Raw genomic sequence first — 18,882 nt, 5'->3', positions numbered from 1 at the left:
ATTTTCTGTACGGAGAAATAATCAAAATATTTTTAAATCCGAAAACTCTCAGACACTCTTACACTTCCGCTTCATCCATTTTCACGATTCAATTCTTTTTCCTAATTTTCAGAAAACTATACAACTATGCCCAATCTGATTTTACTGCACGGAGCTTTAGGTCACAGCGACATTTTCAAACCTTACCTGAATGTCCTGTCATCCTATTTTACAGTTCATACTCCTCTTTTTTCAGGACATGGAGACCTGAAACTTCCTGAAGACGGCCTCAATATTAAAAAGTATGTCGAGGAATTATCCGAGTATTGTAAAGTGAACCATCTGACAGACGTATCTATTTTCGGGCACAGCATGGGTGGTTATGTCGCACTTTGCTACGCAATGGAAAATCCTGACAATGTAAATTCTGTTATAACACTGGGCACAAAGTTCGACTGGACTGAAGAACAGGCTTTAAAAGAAAGTAAGATGCTTAATCCGGATGTTATTCTTGAAAAAATTCCGCAGTATGCCCAGCTTTTAGAATCACAGCACGGAACAAAGTGGAAACAGCTTCTTCCTGGTATTGCTGATTTAATGATTGATTTAGGTAAAAATCCTCCTCTGGAAAATAATTTTGCTACGATTACCACTCCCGTTCAAATCATGGTGGGTGATAAAGATAATATGGTAACGCTGGAAGAGAGTTCAAGGGTTTACAGAAGCCTTCCAAATGCAAAACTGGCCGTACTTCCGGATACAAAGCATCCTATGGATAAAGTACGACCTGATTTATTATTGAACTTAATAAAAGATTTCTGGAATCTTTCTTAATTATCGCTGAAGTTTTTCTCCGTAGCTCAAATCTCCGGCATCTCCCAATCCTGGTGTGATATACCCTTTTGAAGTTAAGTGTTCATCAATTGCTCCTACCCAGATATGAGCTTCAGGATATGCATTCTGAACAGTTTCAACTCCCTGTTTCGATGCAATGGCTGCAACAATATGAAGCTGGGTTGGATTTCCGTTGGTCAGCAAATCTTTGATGGCTTCAATAAGAGAAGCACCAGTTGCAAGCATAGGATCAGCTACAATAAGGGGTCTGCCTTCAATGCTTGGGCACGTAAGATAATCCTGTTTGATTGAGAAATAATCGTTGGCATCATGTTTTCTGTAAGCTGCCACAAAACCGCAGTCTGCTCTGTCTAAATAGTTCAGGATTCCTTCGAATAACGGAACACCTGCTCTTAAGATGGTTGTAATAACCGGCTGCACGGCTATTTCCCTGCTTTTTATTGTATCTAAAGGAGTTTGAATTTCAACTTCTCTGTACTCCAGTCCTTTACTGATTTCAAAAGCGGCAATCTCCCCGATTCTTTCCATATTCCTTCTGAATCTCATTCGGTCATGCTGGATCGTAACGTTTCTAAGTTCGTTAATCCATTCGTTGACAAGAGAAAAGTGTTGCGATAAAATAGTAAGCATGAAAATTTTATTTTTAATTTCAGTTAATTGATATTAATTGCCGCAAAATTACAACTAAAAAACGAATTGAAAGATCGGTCTGAAAGAGAAAGTCTGGTTGGGTGATATAAAAAACTCCGGCAAGCTTCGCTTGCCGGAGTTTTCCGATGAACATTTGTTCTATTATTTTTGTCTGAAATACACTTCAATCGGAACTCCGGTAAATCCGAATTCTTTTCTCAGCTGATTTTCAGTAAATCTCTTATACGGTTCTTTCACATACTGTGGAAGGTTACAGAAGAATACAAACTGTGGTGACGGCGTAGGAAGCTGAACACAATATTTGATTTTGATATATTTTCCTTTCAATGCCGGCGGTGGTGTATTTTCGAAGATCGGAAGCATTACTTCATTCAGTTTTGAAGTTTTAATTTTCTTCTTACGGTCTTCATAAACCTGCATAGCTACTTCTACAGCTTTTAAAATTCTTTGTTTCGTTAACGCTGAAACGAATAAGATTGGAATATCCTGGAACTGACCGATTTTATCTTTGATTGATTTTTCAAAATCACGCATCGTATTGGTCTGCTTATCCTCGATCAAATCCCACTTATTCACTAGGATTACGATTCCTTTTCTGTTTTTCTGAGCCAGTCCGAAGATATTCATATCCTGAGATTCCCATCCTTGTGTAGCATCCACCATGATGATCACGACGTCAGAATATTCGATAGAACGGATCGATCTCATTACAGAGTAGAATTCAAGGTCTTCGTTTACCTTAGACTTTCTTCTCATCCCTGCAGTATCTACCAACACAAATTCGTGTCCGAATTTGTTATATAAAGTCTGGATACTATCTCTCGTAGTTCCTGCGATATCGGTTACAATATTTCTTTCAACATCCAATAAAGCATTAGTCATGGTAGACTTTCCTACGTTTGGACGGCCTGCAATCGTAATTTTAGGCAATCCTTCAAAAGGATCTTTATATTCTGTAGTAGGGAAATCTTTAACGATATCATCTAACAAATCCCCTGTTCCTGAACCTGTAGCAGAGGAAAGTGTGTAATATTTATCAATTCCTAACTGATAGAATTCTGTTGCAGGAAGTTCTTCCTTGGAAGAATCTACTTTATTAATAACAATATAAATAGGCTTGTTGGATCTTCTGAGAAGTCTGTAAATTTCGTGGTCTGTGTCAGTAAGCCCTTCTTCCACGTTCATCATAAAGATAATAGAAGTAGCTTCATCCACCGCTAATTGTACCTGCTTACGGATTTCTTCTTCGAAGATATCATCTGTACCTACATCATAACCTCCGGTATCAATTACCGTAAAGTCTACTCCATTCCAGTCTGATTTTCCGTAGTGACGGTCTCTGGTAACACCAGCTGTAGAATCTACAATAGCTTCTCTTCTTTCTAATAAACGATTAAAAAGCGTGGATTTTCCTACGTTGGGACGTCCAACGATTGCGACAATATTTGACATAAAAAATGTTTAATAATCCTTTTGCTTTGCTCAGGATATGTTATTAATGGGTTACTCCAACTTTTGGAGCCCAATTTTTTTTGCAAAGATAAGGTTTTATTATTTAACAGATTGAAGCTGGGAGAAGGAGGCAGGATGTTATTATCCATCGGATAAATTAATGTAAGCCCTACTCTTTCAATCTAACAATATATCCACAAATCTACTGTTTATGGGTAGAAGAAGATTTTTTTAAAATTTTATTGAAAAATAATTCTTTGGATATCAATACATAAAGCTATCTTCTTACTAATTATGTTAATTAATCTTTACTTTAGATTTTCATATTTAAAATAATTTCTATAATTTCGCGGCATAGAAACAGACCCATGGTGTAGCGGTAACACTACTGATTTTGGTTCAGTCATCTGGGGTTCGAATCCCTGTGGGTCTACAAACCATCCTTTTTCAAGGGTGGTTTTTTGTTTTTTCTTTTACAATCCCATTAAGCGTTAAACCTTATTCTCGGGTTGCCGGCTTTATTTGAACCTGTTTATAAACAAAAAAACCACCGCAAAAATAGCAGTGGTTATTATTACTTCACCACACGAAAGGGTTCGTGCGGTAACTTGAGTTCGATTAATAATTCCGATAACTTTTAAAAATTCATATTTCACGATCTTTTTCATTACAGGATCAACAGCGGAAAAAGGTTCACATTATAAATACAGGCAGATATAGTGTTATAAATTAATATTCTTCTATCAATTTTTAATGATAATTTTATTCTTTATCCATATTCAATTCCTGTTTTTAATACGTAATTGCATGACAAAACAGCACACCTAAAGGTGACAAAAATCATATTAATTCACTTAACAAAAGCCACTAAACCTTGCTAAAAACCGTTAATTTCGTGCAGGTTTAAAAAAACTAATACTAACTCAAAAAATTACACGGGAGTGAAAAAACTCTATCTCAGTGCACTTATTTTGTGCACTTTTCCGAGCGTATCTGCTCAGGAAGTGGTGTGGCAGAAAGATATCAAATCCTCCACCCAGGATTTTTTAAGCCAGATCACCACAACAATCGATCAACAGTATCTTATCACAGGAAGCAGCATTCAGGCCAAAAGCCAATTGCAAGCCGCTAGCAGCCAAAAGCAAAACAGCGGTTACGATTTTCACCTGGTAAAGCTTAATCAACAGGGACAAGAGGTCTGGGAAAAATATTTTTCAGGCCAGAGCCATGATTATTTATCAGCAACAGTTACCACGCAAGATGGTGGATTTCTTCTGGCAGGAACTTCTTATTCAGGAAAAGGGTTGGATAAAAAAGATGATTCCAAAGGGGGATCTGACATCTGGCTGATCAGAATCAATGAATTTGGAGATGAACTATGGCAGAAAACCTTGGGAAGTTCTTCCGACGAAGAAGCAAAGGCAGTGATTCAAACTACAGATTTGGGATTCTTTGTGGCCGGAAATGTACAAAGTTCTTCAAAAGGTTATGGTTCCAAAGACATCTGGATTACCAAACTGGATAAAAACGGAAAAGAACTTTCCCAATTACTCCTAGGTGGAAAAGGTTTAGACGAAGTAGAAAAGATGATTCCAACAAAAGATGGTGGAGCATTACTGGGAATTTATTCAAGAAGCTTCGAGGTTCGTGTTTCTGAACCTAAAGCAGGTAATCGTTCAGTCGGCAAACAGCAGCCTGCCACTTCAACTGCCATTAGCCAGACGCCTAAAACCACCAGCAATTATGGTGAGGGAGATTACTGGATTGTCAAATTAGACAAAAACGGAAAAGTAGAATGGGAGAAAAATTTCGGAGGTAAAGGTGACGATCATATCAGAACATTGGCTTTAACTTCAACAGGCTTCATGATTGGTGGAGAATCAAGATCAGAAAGATCAGGGAACAAAACCGTTGGATTGCAAGATGGAACAGATCTTTGGGTGATTGCTATAAATGAAAGAGGTGATGAACAATGGCAAAAATCTTACAATTTCAAAAATCGTGATATTCTAATGGGAATGAGCGTTCTTCATTCAGCAGATGATAAGTCTTCCAAAGGAATTTTATTGGGAGGTTATACACAGGCTGAAGGAAGAATAGAAACGGATGATGAAACTTTCTGGATGCTTTATCTTGACCAGAACGGAAATGAACAATGGAGAAAATACGTAAAAGGAGAATCCAGAAAGAAGGAAGAAAGGCTTTCAGACTTGAAATTAAATAGAGACGGTTCCATAGTTGTTGCCGGAACCAGTGCGGAAGAGCTGGGTAAAGAGAACTGGAAGATTGTTAAGCTGGAAGACAAGCAGGTTGACCAGTTAATTGAAAAATATGATATTAAAATCTATCCAAACCCTGTTTCAGATTATGCTTACGTAGAAATCGGCTTTGATTTCAAGGAAGCAGATATTCTGTTGTATGATATGAGTGGAAGACAGATCCAGAGTATAAAAACCAAGAACAGAGTGACTAAGATTAATACCCAGGTTTTAATACAGGGAGCTTATCTGATCACCATAAAAACAGATACGAATAAAACAGCAAACGCTAAACTGATAAAAAAATAATAACCAGTAATGAATAAATTTAGATTTTATTTGACAGGTATCTTTATGATATTATGTCAAATAATACATGCGCAGGGTAAAACTTTGGAAGATTATAGCCTCGGTAAAAAAGTGAATGTTTCCAATAATTACAATGTAGGAAAACTTAATCTTTCTATTCCTTTATATAATATTGATCTGGATAATCTCTCTCTTAGAGGGAGTGTAGATTATCTTCAGGAAATTCCTAAAACAGAGTCTGGAATGGTGGGATATAATTGGAACTACAATATGTTCGGTAAAATCACTGTAGCTTATAAAAAGCCTGGTGATCTTCATGAGCCAAGATTTTTAGGAGCCAATATGAGTTCCGGATTTTACCCGGCTTCTCAAAATAACTGTCTTATTTCAGGGCCTGGGACTGTATCAAAAAAACAGCTTCTTATCAATCCGAATACAAATACATCCTTCTACACCTATGAGCCAAATACATTCTACTTTGATTTTATGGGGTATTCCGGTTACATGGTTTTTGATAATGTAGGAAAATTTCTTGTATATTCTGAAAATGGAAATTTAACAGCTTCTTATAATGGTGAAAAGTGTCATAATATTCTTCAGCCAATCAATAGCTTTCCTGAAATTGTAATGAAAGATGATAAGGGTAATGAGTTTTATTTCGGAGGCGACTATAATTCAACCGATGTGTATTATGCCAAATCAAAATATACTTATAACTCTTGGAGAGATGATGGGAACTTCACATATGTAACTGATTTTTACACCAATAGACAGGTTAATTATATTTCAGCAGTATATTTAAAGAAAGTTAAGCTACCCAATGGAAGAATTATAGAGGCTTTTTATAAAAACAGTAATAAAAGTATTTTGGATCCGTTTACAAATGGAGGTGAATATTTAAACGGAGATTATCCATCCGGAATTCCTTCCAATTCTATTCTATTAAATAATAATATATTTCTGGGAAGTGGAAACGGAAGCGATTTTAGCAACCATAGCAGCTCTTCTACCAACAATGGCCCTAATGATACATCTTCAACAATCTCTTTTACCAATGTAAACATTTATCAAAAACTTGCTATTCTGGATTCAATCCGAGTGTCTGATTATGGTTCTCTAACATTTGACTACATTCAGGTGGGTAATCAATTTACAAAACCTTTTCTGAAAAATATAGGATTAAAAAGTTTTAAGAAAAACATAAAAAAAATTGATTTCAACTACACGGGAAAATCTCTTGAATCAATCAATAACAACAACGAAATTTATAGTTTCAATTATTATAGCGGAGGAAACGGATACCAGACAGATCCATCCGGAATTCAGTATTATGCAGGGTTTGGAGGAATGCTTAAAAGCGTAGTTTATCCTACAAGAGGAAAGGAAGAATTTGTATATGAGCAAAACGATGTTTCTAAAATAAACTATTTCTCACGCTCCAGCTTTGGTTTTGAATCAAATTCTTTGGTGGATAAAGAATCCCGTATAGATGGACAAAGATTACAGACAGTCACTACATATGACAATATGAACCAGCCTATCAGCACAAAAAAATACAGTTATTTAAATGATACTGGCAAATCTTCAGGTATATTAACCTATAAGGATGAGACAAGTGCATTTGTGGATAATTATAATTGGTTTGGTGAAGGATCTCCTACACTTGTAAGTAAAAGCCGTGGATATTATGATGACCATGTCAGATATAGCCAGGTTACAGAAGAAATCACAGGGAAGGAAAAAAATATATTTTATTTTACTGATCTTGTTTCCAACCCGGATTCTCTGGCCAATAAAGTATACAGCAGTAATGGACTTCCTAATGCGGCTCAGATTGCCCAGTCAAAACTACCTTTAAAAGTTAATAAAAATAATGAAAGAGGAAAACTTTACAAGATGGTTAAACATGATGCCAATATGTTTGCAGTATCAACACAGACCATTAAGTATACCAATTTCCTGAATAATGTAAATCCTGTCAACGAAACATCCAGCACATGTACCACCTGTAAAATATCTGACGATAAATATTATGTGGAAGCTAAAGCCAGTTTATGGGCACTCAATTCTTCAAATCCTCCACAGTTGGAATATATAGGATACTATCAGTATCAACCGGTACTTCCATACCTGCCAATCTCAATAAAAACTACAGAACAGATTGCTCCACAAACCATCAATGGAAATTTTGTTGGCAATAAACTGATAGACACGCAGAAATATATTAAATACACAAACTCATATTTGTATTGGCATCCCAATGCAATAGAGACTATTGACTATCTTCCATATGAATGGCCTTTACCATGGAACCAGCCGGTTTACAATGGGAAAATCATTAGCCGAACTTTTTATCCGCAGGATTTGGTAAGAAACAATTCTTCCTGTATTTCCGGAAATTGTCCCACAGATAATGATCAGGTAGGGGGAAAATTTTCTATCTATAAATATATGGCAGATAATGGTATTATCTCCCCTGTCATTATAAGTAAGATGAATAACAATAATAAAGTTTCACTTACTGAAAATGTATACTCCAAGGATATTACTACAAACAACAATTTAAAAATCAGTAAACAACGGCAGTCATTACTGGATTCTAATTTTACTTTAGATACACCTTCATCAGCTGCTGTGGAGGAAACAGTAAACTATCAATTATATGATAATTTAGGAAACTTAATACAATTCAAAAACGCCAACGGCATACCTACAACTATAATTTACGGATACAAGCAATCCCTGCCAATAGCAGAAATTGTTGGAGCTACCTATTCACAGGTAATGCAGGCTTACAATCTGGATCCTGCCAGCAGTACTTCATACCTGCAATTAGACGTTGTAAAAAAATCTGATTTAGATACCAATGAATCTGCGGAATCTGATTTAGCTTTAGTTCTTGATAATTTCAGACTAAAACCCGAATTTAAAGATTTCCAAGTTTCAACATATGTTTATGATCCTCTCATTGGAATTAAGACATCTACCACTCCTAATGGCAAAAAGGACTTCTACAAATATGATGCACTAAATCGTCCTAAAAAAGTGCTTGATACTGACGGAAACCCTTTGAAGGTATATAATTATAATCTTTCTCCCAAGAGATATTATAATGCCTCGTTTTTAAAAACATTCTACAGAACAAATTGTGGGGCCAACTTTGAAGGAGGACCACACATGTATATAGTACCAGAGAATAAGTTCTTTTCAACCATAAGTCAGGCTGATGCAGATCAAAAAGCTCTTGATGATGCCAATGCTAATGGGCAAAATGAAGCTAATATGTATGCTACTTGTTTTCCTAAGGAAAGCTGCCCATTCACAATGGCCAATAACTTCGTGGCCTTATCTACAGATGTCTACACCTATTATGGAAATATTGCGGTAAAAGTTACTTTCAGAAATTACCCTATTAACGCCAGCTACTGGAATGATGAAATTAAAATCGGGCAAATGGGAGGAAATTGTAAACCATCTGTACAAAGAACTATTAATAACTATGTAGAGCCACCGGGAGGCTCTTTCGGAGATACACCAGCGAACAGAACATGGTCAATAAGAATTGATACGGCAGGTAATATCTATGTAAAATTATTATCAGGATCTGTTGGAAACAATTCTGCTAATCCGTTAAAATTTGATTTTGTATTTTAAAATGAGAAATTATAAACTATTATTTTTAATAACTATCATTTTGAGTAATTTTTATTATACTCAAAATACAGGGCCCACACAGACTGAAAATTATATATCTACCAAAAGTTATATTTCAAAAGGTTCTGACACTTTAGTTAAACCCCCAATGCAAACCATCAGATATTTTGATGGAATTGGTAGAATTAAACAAACCATTGGAGTAAAATCTACTTCTAAAGGCAGGGATATAGTTACTCATGTAGAATATGACCAGTTTGGAAGACAGGTGAAAGAATATTTACCTGTGCCCCAGAAAGTAACACAAAATGGGGCTATGTATACCAATCCCCTTGAAAATGCAACTGATCCTAGTATATATGGCACTGAAAAAATCTATTCTGAGAAAATCCTCGAAAATTCTCCTCTGGATAAGATTCAACAACAAATACAGGTAGGCACAGCCTGGAGTGGTAAACCCGTACAATTCGGGTATGACAGAAATATCGATGGTGAAGTAAGAAAATATACTACTACTACAACATGGGTAAACGGATCAACAACTTCTGTACTAAGTATATCAGGAAATTATGGAAATAATCAACTATATAAGAATATCAAGCTTGATGAAGATAATATTGAGGTTATTGATTTTGTAGATGGAGAAGGAAGAACAATTTTAAACAGGAAGGCTATTAGTGCAACACAAAATGCAGACACCTATTATGTATATAATGAATATGGTCAACTTGCTTTTGTAATTCCACCCTTGGCCTCAGTTTCGGGAAATACAGACACAACAACACTCAATGCGCTTTGTTATCAATATCGTTATGATAATAAAAGCAGAATGACAGAAAAAAGGCTGCCGGGAAAAGATGAATGGGAATTTATAGTTTATGATAAACAAAACAGGGTCGTGCTTACCCAAGACCCAATGCAGGCAAGTCTGAATAACAATTTTAATAAAAAAGGCTGGATGTTTACCAAATATGACCAGTTTGGAAGAATTGTTTATACCGGTTTTTTTGCCAATACAGCAACAAGAGCTGCAATGCAAACAGCTGTTAACAATATGTCTGCTAATCCAGGGAATAACGAAGCTAGGAGTATAACTCCATTCAACCTCAATGGGATTGACATTTTTTATACAAAAAGTGCTTTCCCAACAGGAAGTATGACCATACTGAGTGTGAACTATTATGACGGATATCCATTAGGAGCCCCTGTTCTACCCGGACAAATTCTCGGACAAAATGTTCTGCAGGATAATCCTAATTCTTCGCTCAGCACGAAGAGCCTGCCTGTGGCAACTTTTATCAAAAATATTGATGATGATAATTGGACTAAAAATTTCAACAGATATGATACCAATGGGAGATTAATCGGAACATATTCTATAAATCATCTTGGAGGTTATACCCGCAATGAATCCCTACTTGATTTCAGCGGGCTGATCAAAGAAACCCACACCTATCATAAACGTACCACTAATGATACGGAAACTCACATAAAAAAAACCTTTGAGTATGATAGTCAAAACAGACTTTTGGCTCACAAACATCAGGTAAACAATAAACCGGAAGAACCAATTTTCTTAAATACTTACAATGAAATAGGACAGGTTAGCAATAAAAAAATAGGAAAGGATGATGATGGCAACCCTCTTCAATCCATCAATTATACCTATAATATTCATGGTTGGCTGACTTCTATCAATGATCCTTCTAATATGGCACCTGAAAATGTATTTGCCATGAAAATCAAATATCAAAACCCAGAAGACAGCAATTATGGACAGGCCCGTTACAATGGAAATATCTCGGAAATTGACTGGAAAACAGGTTTAGGCGACGGAATTTACCGCAGATATGCATATCAGTATGATAAGCTGAATCGTTTAACACAAGGAATTTATCTTACTCCCAATCTAACGTCTAATAGTCAGAATCATTATTATGATGAGACAATGACTTATGATATCAATGGTAATATTAAGACCTTAAGCCGTTATAAAAATCCTCCGGCTGGGCAGACAACTCCTATGCAGATTGATGAGCTGATATATGACTATGATCTTGGAGGAAATTCTAATCGTCTGACTAAAATTACAGATCAGAAGATGAACTCTTCTGGTTATCCGTTAGGTGGCAACCTCATCAGCTATGATGCTAATGGTAATATGTCTAATCATATGGACAAGCAGATAAAAATGATTAAGTATAATTATCTTAATCTGCCAACTTCAGTAAATGCAATAATAAATGGTATCACTCCAGGAATGAATGAAGGTCCTCTTCACACCTATAAATACAGATCTGACGGTTCAAAATATGCTAAAAGGGTAGATAATCTAAATCCTTACAGTACAGAATACTCAGAAACTGAATATCTAGATGGATTCCAGTATGAAAGAACCTACGCCAAAATAAATACAGCACAGAATGGTTTTGACAGTGGTTATATGCTTAAATTTGTTCCTACTGCTGAAGGCTTTTATAGTATTGACAGAGAAATGTATATTTATAACCTTAAGGATCATCTTGGGAATGTAAGATATAATATTGCCAGATCAGATGGTGGAGGACGCATGATGATGGAAGAAACTAACTATTATCCTTTTGGGTTAAAACATGAAGGATATAATGATGGTTTTCATATGTACGACTATGGAATTAAGAATAATTATAAATATAATGGTAAAGAACTTCAGGAAACGGGAATGTATGATTATGGTGCAAGAAGTTATATGCCGGATCTGGGAAGATGGGGAGTAATAGATCCGTTCGCAGAAAAGATGAGAAGATATTCTCCTTATAACTATGCATTTAATAATCCTCTGAGATTTGTTGATCCGGACGGAAGAGCACCTTACGGTTGGGGATTAAAAGGTACCCAATGGGAATGGCATGACAAAGTGACGAAAGATAACTATAAATCTATGGGATATAGTGATTTCTCTGACGGATACACAAATAATGTATATCCGACTGCCAATGGTTCAAAAGTAACTTTAGGACCTGCAGGACCTAGTGATTGGTCTGAAACTAAGATCTATAATGAAGGTAAAACTTATACAAACAATATGTATTATGGACAATGGTTTTCCCAATTGAATGGAAATGTCTCCTCATTTACATCTTCATCATTTGACTTTGCTGCAGTTGATTACAACGCAGGATTGAAAAATTTTAATTTTGAAGGCTTAGATACAAATCTTAACATCAAACTAATAAATGTAAAAGGAGGACTTTCTGTGCCAACTCTAATCGGCAGCAATTCAAATATTCAGGCTTACTTAGAAGGTACAGTTGCTGAAGCAAAATTGAGTTTCACAACAAGCACTCTATCTACTTCTTTATCCGCAAAAGGATTAACAGGTTTTGTAGGAGCGAATATTCAGAGTAACAAATATGGATGGTCTGTTGATGCTGGAGCCATTGGTGCATTAGCCGAATTTGAAGGAAACTGGACTGCTACAGCACCAAATGGACGATGGGGGCTGAATGTAACAGGTTCTATCCCGGTTGGTGCAGCAGGTGCAAAAGGTGGTGCATCCTATCTTTACAACCCTAAAAATGATAGTTTTTCCGTAGGCGTTTCAGGAGCCGTAGCAGACGGACTAGGAGTGGGCGCAGACATAAAGCTCACATTTCCCAATCCTTTTTCATATTAATTTTTAATATTTAATATCATGAATACAATCTTACAAATACTACTTCTTATTATCATATTTTTAAATTCAATTTTTTTAATTTTGGGAAAGGATATATTGTCCCTAAAAATATTTAGAATAAGCTGGATTGTTGCATTAATAGATATTTTATTGATTTTATTCTTTTTTAAACTCAACCAATCAATAATTCTTTATATTATATTCACATCAATTACTGTTCTATTTATTCTAGGATTAAGAAGTTTTGTAAATAATTATAGTGCTAATACACTAAAAAATCATGATATCAGAAAACGGTTTGTCAATTTTATTGCTTATTTTTTACTCTTATTTTTAACTATACTAACCGTTGGTGTTATGAAAAGTATCTTATTGGGCTCTCCTTTATAAGGATCCAATTATATATACAATGTTAAATAACAGGAATTATCAGAAAACAGGTATGTATTTACAATTATAAAATTGTTTATTCTTTAAACAAATTATAATTACCACCGCAAAATGCGGTGGTTTTTTATTTATAGTTATGTCACCTTACAATTTGAAATCATCAAGGTAGTACTTACTTTTAAGCAGTAATCATAACCTGCAAATTAGTATTGTACCGATATTGAAAAAATATTCAAAGGAGACAGGCTGCCTTTTCCAAGGCAGCCTGTTAATTATTTTGATTTAAGGAAAATCAGATCAGACCAGATCAAACCTATCCAGATTCATCACCTTCGTCCACGCCGCCACAAAATCTTTCACAAACTTACCTTGTGCATCAGCACTTCCATATACCTCAGCCACGGCTCTCAATTCAGAATTGGAGCCGAAAACAAGATCCGCACGCGTAGCGGTCCATTTTGGCTGGCCGGTTTTCCGATCAGTTCCGATATACAATTCTCTGTCATCTGACATTGCTTTCCACTGAGTTCCCATATCCAGAAGATTTACAAAGAAATCATTGGTAAGAACGCCCGGACGGCTGGTGAATACACCATGTTTTGAACCGTCAAAGTTCGTATCCAAAGCACGCATTCCTCCTATCAGTACAGTCAGTTCCGGAGCGGTAAGGGTTAATAATTGTGCTTTATCAATCAGTAAAGATTCTGTAGACACCGTATATTTTCTTTTCAGATAATTTCGGAATCCATCAGCAGCAGGCTCAAGGTAACCCATAGATTCTACATCCGTCTGTTCCTGAGAAGCATCCATTCTTCCCGGGGCAAAAGGAACTTTTACGTCCTGACCCGCATTTCTGGCAGCCACTTCAACAGCAGCATTTCCTGCTAGTACAATTAAGTCTGCCAATGATATTTTTTTACCTCCGTTTTGAGAATCGTTGAATTCTTTCTGAATTCCTTCCAGAACATTTAATACTTTATTCAATTGAGAAGGATTGTTGACTTCCCAGTTCCTTTGAGGCTCCAGTCTGATTCTTGCTCCGTTGGCACCACCACGTTTATCACTTCCTCTGAAAGTAGAAGCGGAAGCCCAGGCTGTAGATATCAGTTCTGTATTGCTTAGTCCTGAATTTAAAACTTTTGATTTCAATGCCTCCACATCATTTTCATCAACCAGTTCGTGGTTGACTTCCGGAATAGGATCCTGCCAGATCAGTTCTTCCTGCGGTACATCCGGTCCCAGATAACGGGCGCGTGGTCCCATATCTCTGTGTGTTAATTTAAACCATGCTCTGGCAAACGCATCGGCAAACGCATCAGGATTTTCGTAGAAGTGTCTTGAAATTTTTTCGTATACAGGATCCATTCTTAACGAAAGGTCTGTGGTAAGCATGGTTGGTTTATGCTTTTTGTCAGCATCAAATGCATCAGGAATGATTTCAGCACCGTCTTTGGCTACCCATTGGTGAGCTCCTGCAGGGCTTTTTGTTAATTCCCACTCATTTTCAAAAAGATTTTTAAAGAAGTAATTACTCCATTGGGTAGGAGTTTCTGTCCAGGTTACTTCCAGTCCGCTGGAAATCGCGTCTCTTCCGCTACCAGACTTATACGTGCTTGCCCATCCTAATCCCTGCTGTTCAATTCCGGCTCCTTCAGGTTCTTTTCCTACATGATCTGCCGGACCTGCTCCATGGGTTTTACCGAAAGTATGTCCTCCGGCAATCAAAGCAACGGTTTCTTCATCGTTCATCGCCATACGTCCGAAAGTATCACGGATGTCTTTAGCAGCAGCAATAGGGTCAGGATTTCCGTCCGGACCTTCAGGGTTTACATAAATAAGCCCCATTTGTACAGCAGCCAACGGATTTTCAAGGTTTCTTGAATGAATATCTCCGTCTGCATTATCATCAGTAGGAAGAACCGCCGAATGTCCTTCTGCTACTCCCTCCGAACCGTGAGCATACCGTAAATCACCTCCAAGCCATGTCTTCTCAGATCCCCAATAGACATCGGAATCCGGTTCCCAGACATCTGCACGTCCTCCCGCAAACCCAAATGTTTTAAAGCCCATGGATTCAAGAGCGATATTCCCCGTAAGGATCAGAAGGTCTGCCCATGAGATGTTTCTTCCATATTTTTGTTTGATGGGCCACAATAATCTTCGTGCTTTATCAAGACTTACGTTATCAGGCCAGCTGTTCAACGGTGCGAAACGCTGTTGCCCAGCTCCTGCTCCACCTCTTCCGTCACCTACACGATACGTTCCGGCGCTGTGCCATGCCATACGGATAAACAGAGGGCCATAATGACCAAAGTCGGCCGGCCACCAATCCTGAGAATCTGTCATCAATGCATGAAGGTCTTTTTTTACAGCCTCCAGATCAAGGCTTTCAAATGCTTTGGCATAGTCAAAATCCTTATCCATAGGATCTGAAAGTGAAGAATGCTGGCGCAGAAGATCTACTCTAAGCTGATCAGGCCACCAGTCAGAATTCTGAGTTCCTCCTCCTGCTACATTCTTCTTCATTGTTCCGTTGTGAAACGGGCATTTACTGATGTCATTCAAATCTTTTTCCATTGTCGTTTATTTATTTTTTATGTTGATTAATACAGTTTCCAATTGTGTTCTAAGAACATCACAAACCTACAACGTTTGCTCAATAAATACAATCTATTAATTTTTATCTCAATGATAGTTAAAAACTATAAATAAATATTTTCAACGGCACAATATCTGGTCAGAATTGTGGTATTAAGTTAGTCATTTTTAAGATTAACTTAAATAAAAACAACAGTATACCTTCCAATTTAGAATTACTCAACGTAAGAATGTAAAGGGAGAAGGAAGTTGAAAGGAGGATGTTTGGCGTCACCATGAAAATAACATATTAATTGCTAAAAAATACACTATTACAACATTTTCTGGAAGCTGTTCCTTCTTCCAGCTTCTAACTTTCTTTCACTAAAAATAAATTAACTATCTTTATATTTATAAAACATGAACATCCGCTATGAAAAAAATAATTGTTGTCGTTCTCGTTGTATTTATCATCATACAATTTTTTCCTATCGATAAAACGAATCCGCCGCCAACTCCCGGTATGGATTTTCTGAAAATTAAAAATACTCCTGAAAAGATAGCGCATACAATCAGAACATCATGTTATGATTGTCATTCCAATGAAACAAAGTATCCATGGTACAGCAATATCTCCCCGATGTCATGGTGGGTAAAAAATCATATTGACGAGGGCAGGAATCATCTTAATTTTTCTACCTTTGCAGTGTATGAACCTAAAAGACAGCTTCATAAACTTGAGGAATGTATAGAAATGGTTGAAAAAAAAGAGATGCCGCTTGAATCCTATTATTTAGGCCATCAGAATGCTAAACTTTCTGATGAGCAGCGTGCAGATCTTATCCATTATTTCAAAAAAGTAAAAGAAGACACGGAAAGGGGAATCCTATTTAATAAATAACGTCATGGAAAATTGGGAAAATAAGCATATTGTATTTTTTGACGGAGATTGCGGAGTCTGCAATTTCTGGGTACAGTGGATTTTGGAACGGGACAATAAAGACCAGTTCATGTTTGCTTCTCTTCAATCTGATTTCGGACAGCAGTTTTTATCTGAAAGAGGGCTGGAAACCAATGTATTCAATACTATGTATCTGTGGAAACCCGGACGGTTTTATCTGATCAAGTCAAGGGCAGTACTGGAAATAGCTAACTTGTTGGGAGGCATATATAAACTTTCGTTTATCGGAAAAATCGTTCCGGCATTTTTAAGGGACAAGGCCTATGATCTTATTTCCAGAAACAGGATGAAGCTGGCCAACCAGAAATGTTATTTACCGGACCTTCATCAGAAGAAAAAATTTATTCAGGTGTAATTAATGATTCTTACACCGTTTCATTTAACTTATAAAAAGATCATTCCGTAAGAATTTCCTACAATATTAATGCTTTGTATAGATATTCCTACGGAATGACAACTAAGACGTATAGTTTTGCTAGTTTAATGTTTAATGTTTAATGTTTAATGTTTAATAGAAATTAAACCGAAGAACAGTCTCTTACCAGCTTAATCAATTATCAATTATCAATTATCAATTATCAATTATCAATTATCAATTATCAATAATTACCCATTGCTCATTACTCATAAATTCAGCGACCACACAGAATAAGAATTCGGCGGACACTGGATTTTCACCCATTTATCTCCCTGAGTTGTTGGGTACCAGCTTGAGTTCCCTGTAAAATCTTTGATCTGCTGGCTGCTCCAGTTGGTTTCTATCCATCTTTCCTGCCAGTTTGAAGACGTATTGATGTAAACTACAAGTCCCGGATTACCATTATAACCGTTACGTCTTGCAATATATTCATCATTATCGGTGTAGAGAATGGAAGTTGTTCCGGTGGCTTTGTTATTGTGAATCCAGATCAGATTGTTCAGTCGTTCCTTATTTAACCATTCTTCATAATCTCTGTAAAAAATGGTAGGATAACCTTCATGGGTTAAGATATAGGCATATGCCGGCATTTTATTGTAGATGATATCGGTATCATGATTGGCAACAAAGGTGACTGCTTTGTATGGATTTCTTTTCCACATCATATCATCATTCAAAGCATTTAAATTACCATTATCAAAGGCTTCATCCATTTTATAATAGGCCGCAAAATCAAATACGGAACTGTTGGCATTATTGGCCCACCATTCCAATGTGTTGACATTTGAATCCCATAATTCCCCGACAGAAAATCCACCTACGTTAGAATTCCAGGTGTTAACAACCCATGGTCCGAACCCCTTAACGTAATCAAACCTCCAGCCATCAAATTTCATCACATTTTTATAATATTTTGCTAAGGAATCATCTCTTCCCCAAAGCCAGTCCTGCACATGAGGATTCGCGTGGCACAAATCCGGAAAGCCACCAAAAGCCCCTTCATCATTATTCCCGTAAGCATTTTTGTAAAAGTCATTATAGTTTCTCTGGAATTTTCCGGAAGCCACACCAGAAAAATTGGTCCAGGTATTAGTTCCTGTAAAAGGATTGGCTTCAGACTGCCCGCCACTGTTGTGATTGATTACAATGTCTGCATACACCTGCATGTTTTCAGCATGCGCTTTCGTAATCAATGCTTCCAGTTCGGCTCTGGATCCGAAACGGGTTTCTGTGCTTCCATTCTGATTAAAATTTCCAAAATCATAATAATCTGTAGGATCGTATCCCATAGAATATGCACCGTTCTGTGCTTTTGATGCCGGCGGCAGCCATACCGCACCAATTCCGGCATTGGACCACGCTGTTATTTTGTCTTTAACGGTATTCCACCAGTTACCACCTTCCGGAACATCCCAGTAAAAGCCCTGCATAAGAACTCCGCCACCCGGTCCGGCTACGAATTTACTTTGTGTGGAACCTGAACCGCTTCCTGTACTGAAAGGCCGGCCATCATGATGGGTCACATTCACTGTTTTGTTATGAACCTCTTCCTGCTTGGTAGGTTCTGTCATTAATTCATCACTTGTACGGCATGAGCTTATTAATGCTAAAGCCAGTAGTGAAAGGAAAAAGTTTGTTTTTTTCATCGCTGTAATTAATTATCAATCTATTAAACAAGATACAATTTTATTAAAAACAAAATCAAATAAACGGGAAATATTTT

10 protein-coding genes and 1 tRNA gene are annotated in these 18,882 nt (G+C 36.8%); 7 read left to right on the top strand and 4 right to left on the bottom strand.

Features of this window, described 5'->3' with window-relative positions; all coding sequences use genetic code 11:
• Positions 1–126: 126 nt before the first annotated feature.
• Positions 127–813, top strand: a complete 687-nt coding sequence (locus tag ACLI50_RS07610; RefSeq protein ID WP_137905768.1) for an alpha/beta fold hydrolase — start codon at positions 127–129, stop codon at positions 811–813.
• Here ACLI50_RS07610 and upp read toward each other — a convergent pair whose 3' ends face one another.
• Entirely contained in the window at positions 814–1,464 is a 651-nt protein-coding gene (gene upp / locus ACLI50_RS07605; protein ID WP_062676151.1) for a uracil phosphoribosyltransferase, read from the bottom strand. It lies immediately after the preceding gene.
• Positions 1,465–1,626: 162 nt separating this feature from the next.
• Entirely contained in the window at positions 1,627–2,937 is a 1,311-nt protein-coding gene (gene der, locus ACLI50_RS07600; protein ID WP_110008006.1) for a ribosome biogenesis GTPase Der, read from the bottom strand.
• Between the two features lie 362 nt (positions 2,938–3,299).
• Between der and ACLI50_RS07595 the strand changes: the two genes are divergently transcribed.
• The 4 genes from ACLI50_RS07595 (at position 3,300) to ACLI50_RS07580 (ending at position 12,813) form a co-directional block, all read left to right on the top strand.
• Positions 3,300–3,370 (top strand) — tRNA-Gln (locus ACLI50_RS07595).
• 508 nt (positions 3,371–3,878) lie between these two features.
• Positions 3,879–5,504 (top strand): T9SS type A sorting domain-containing protein, encoded by a 1,626-nt coding sequence (locus tag ACLI50_RS07590; RefSeq protein WP_343641841.1) that lies wholly within the window; start codon positions 3,879–3,881, stop codon positions 5,502–5,504.
• An 84-nt stretch (positions 5,505–5,588) separates the two neighbouring features.
• A complete protein-coding gene (locus ACLI50_RS07585; protein ID WP_343641843.1) occupies positions 5,589–9,158 on the top strand; it encodes a DUF5977 domain-containing protein in 3,570 nt (1,189 codons plus the stop codon).
• 1 nt (position 9,159) lies between these two features.
• The gene (locus ACLI50_RS07580; protein ID WP_489752990.1) at positions 9,160–12,813 is read left to right on the top strand and encodes a DUF6443 domain-containing protein; all 3,654 of its coding nucleotides are present in this window, start codon (positions 9,160–9,162) and stop codon (positions 12,811–12,813) included.
• Positions 12,814–13,500: 687 nt separating this feature from the next.
• On the opposite strand, the gene katG is transcribed toward ACLI50_RS07580, so the two are convergent.
• The gene (gene katG / locus ACLI50_RS07575; RefSeq protein ID WP_411413505.1) at positions 13,501–15,780 is read right to left on the bottom strand and encodes a catalase/peroxidase HPI; all 2,280 of its coding nucleotides are present in this window, start codon (positions 15,778–15,780) and stop codon (positions 13,501–13,503) included.
• Between the two features lie 433 nt (positions 15,781–16,213).
• Between katG and ACLI50_RS07570 the strand changes: the two genes are divergently transcribed.
• Positions 16,214–16,681 carry a heme-binding domain-containing protein gene (locus tag ACLI50_RS07570; protein ID WP_202841185.1) on the top strand — a complete coding sequence of 156 codons (468 nt, stop codon included), beginning with the start codon at positions 16,214–16,216 and terminating at the stop codon, positions 16,679–16,681.
• 4 nt (positions 16,682–16,685) lie between these two features.
• Positions 16,686–17,096, top strand: coding sequence for a thiol-disulfide oxidoreductase DCC family protein (locus ACLI50_RS07565; protein ID WP_202841187.1), 411 nt, complete (start codon positions 16,686–16,688; stop codon positions 17,094–17,096).
• A 269-nt stretch (positions 17,097–17,365) separates the two neighbouring features.
• Here the strand turns inward: ACLI50_RS07565 and ACLI50_RS07560 are convergent, their stop codons facing one another.
• Positions 17,366–18,805, bottom strand: a complete 1,440-nt coding sequence (locus ACLI50_RS07560; RefSeq protein ID WP_411413504.1) for an alpha-amylase — start codon at positions 18,803–18,805, stop codon at positions 17,366–17,368.
• Between the last annotated feature and the right edge of the window lie 77 nt (positions 18,806–18,882).

The sequence above is a fragment of the Chryseobacterium cupriresistens genome, assembly GCF_046614675.1.
Classification (GTDB): domain Bacteria; phylum Bacteroidota; class Bacteroidia; order Flavobacteriales; family Weeksellaceae; genus Chryseobacterium; species Chryseobacterium cupriresistens.
The sequence above is the reverse complement of the archived record's forward strand: the minus strand, read 5'-3'. Positions and strand labels throughout refer to the sequence as shown.

What these genes read in the sequence shown, in the direction of transcription:
- ACLI50_RS07565 (WP_202841187.1), top strand. Translation starts at nt 16,686, where the DNA reads ATGGAAAATTGGGAAAATAAGCATATTGTATTTTTTGACGGAGATTGC.
- ACLI50_RS07580 (WP_489752990.1), top strand. Translation starts at nt 9,160, where the DNA reads ATGAGAAATTATAAACTATTATTTTTAATAACTATCATTTTGAGTAAT.
- der (WP_110008006.1), bottom strand. Translation starts at nt 2,937, where the DNA reads ATGTCAAATATTGTCGCAATCGTTGGACGTCCCAACGTAGGAAAATCC.
- ACLI50_RS07610 (WP_137905768.1), top strand. Translation starts at nt 127, where the DNA reads ATGCCCAATCTGATTTTACTGCACGGAGCTTTAGGTCACAGCGACATT.
- ACLI50_RS07570 (WP_202841185.1), top strand. Translation starts at nt 16,214, where the DNA reads ATGAAAAAAATAATTGTTGTCGTTCTCGTTGTATTTATCATCATACAA.
- katG (WP_411413505.1), bottom strand. Translation starts at nt 15,780, where the DNA reads ATGGAAAAAGATTTGAATGACATCAGTAAATGCCCGTTTCACAACGGA.
- upp (WP_062676151.1), bottom strand. Translation starts at nt 1,464, where the DNA reads ATGCTTACTATTTTATCGCAACACTTTTCTCTTGTCAACGAATGGATT.
- ACLI50_RS07560 (WP_411413504.1), bottom strand. Translation starts at nt 18,805, where the DNA reads ATGAAAAAAACAAACTTTTTCCTTTCACTACTGGCTTTAGCATTAATA.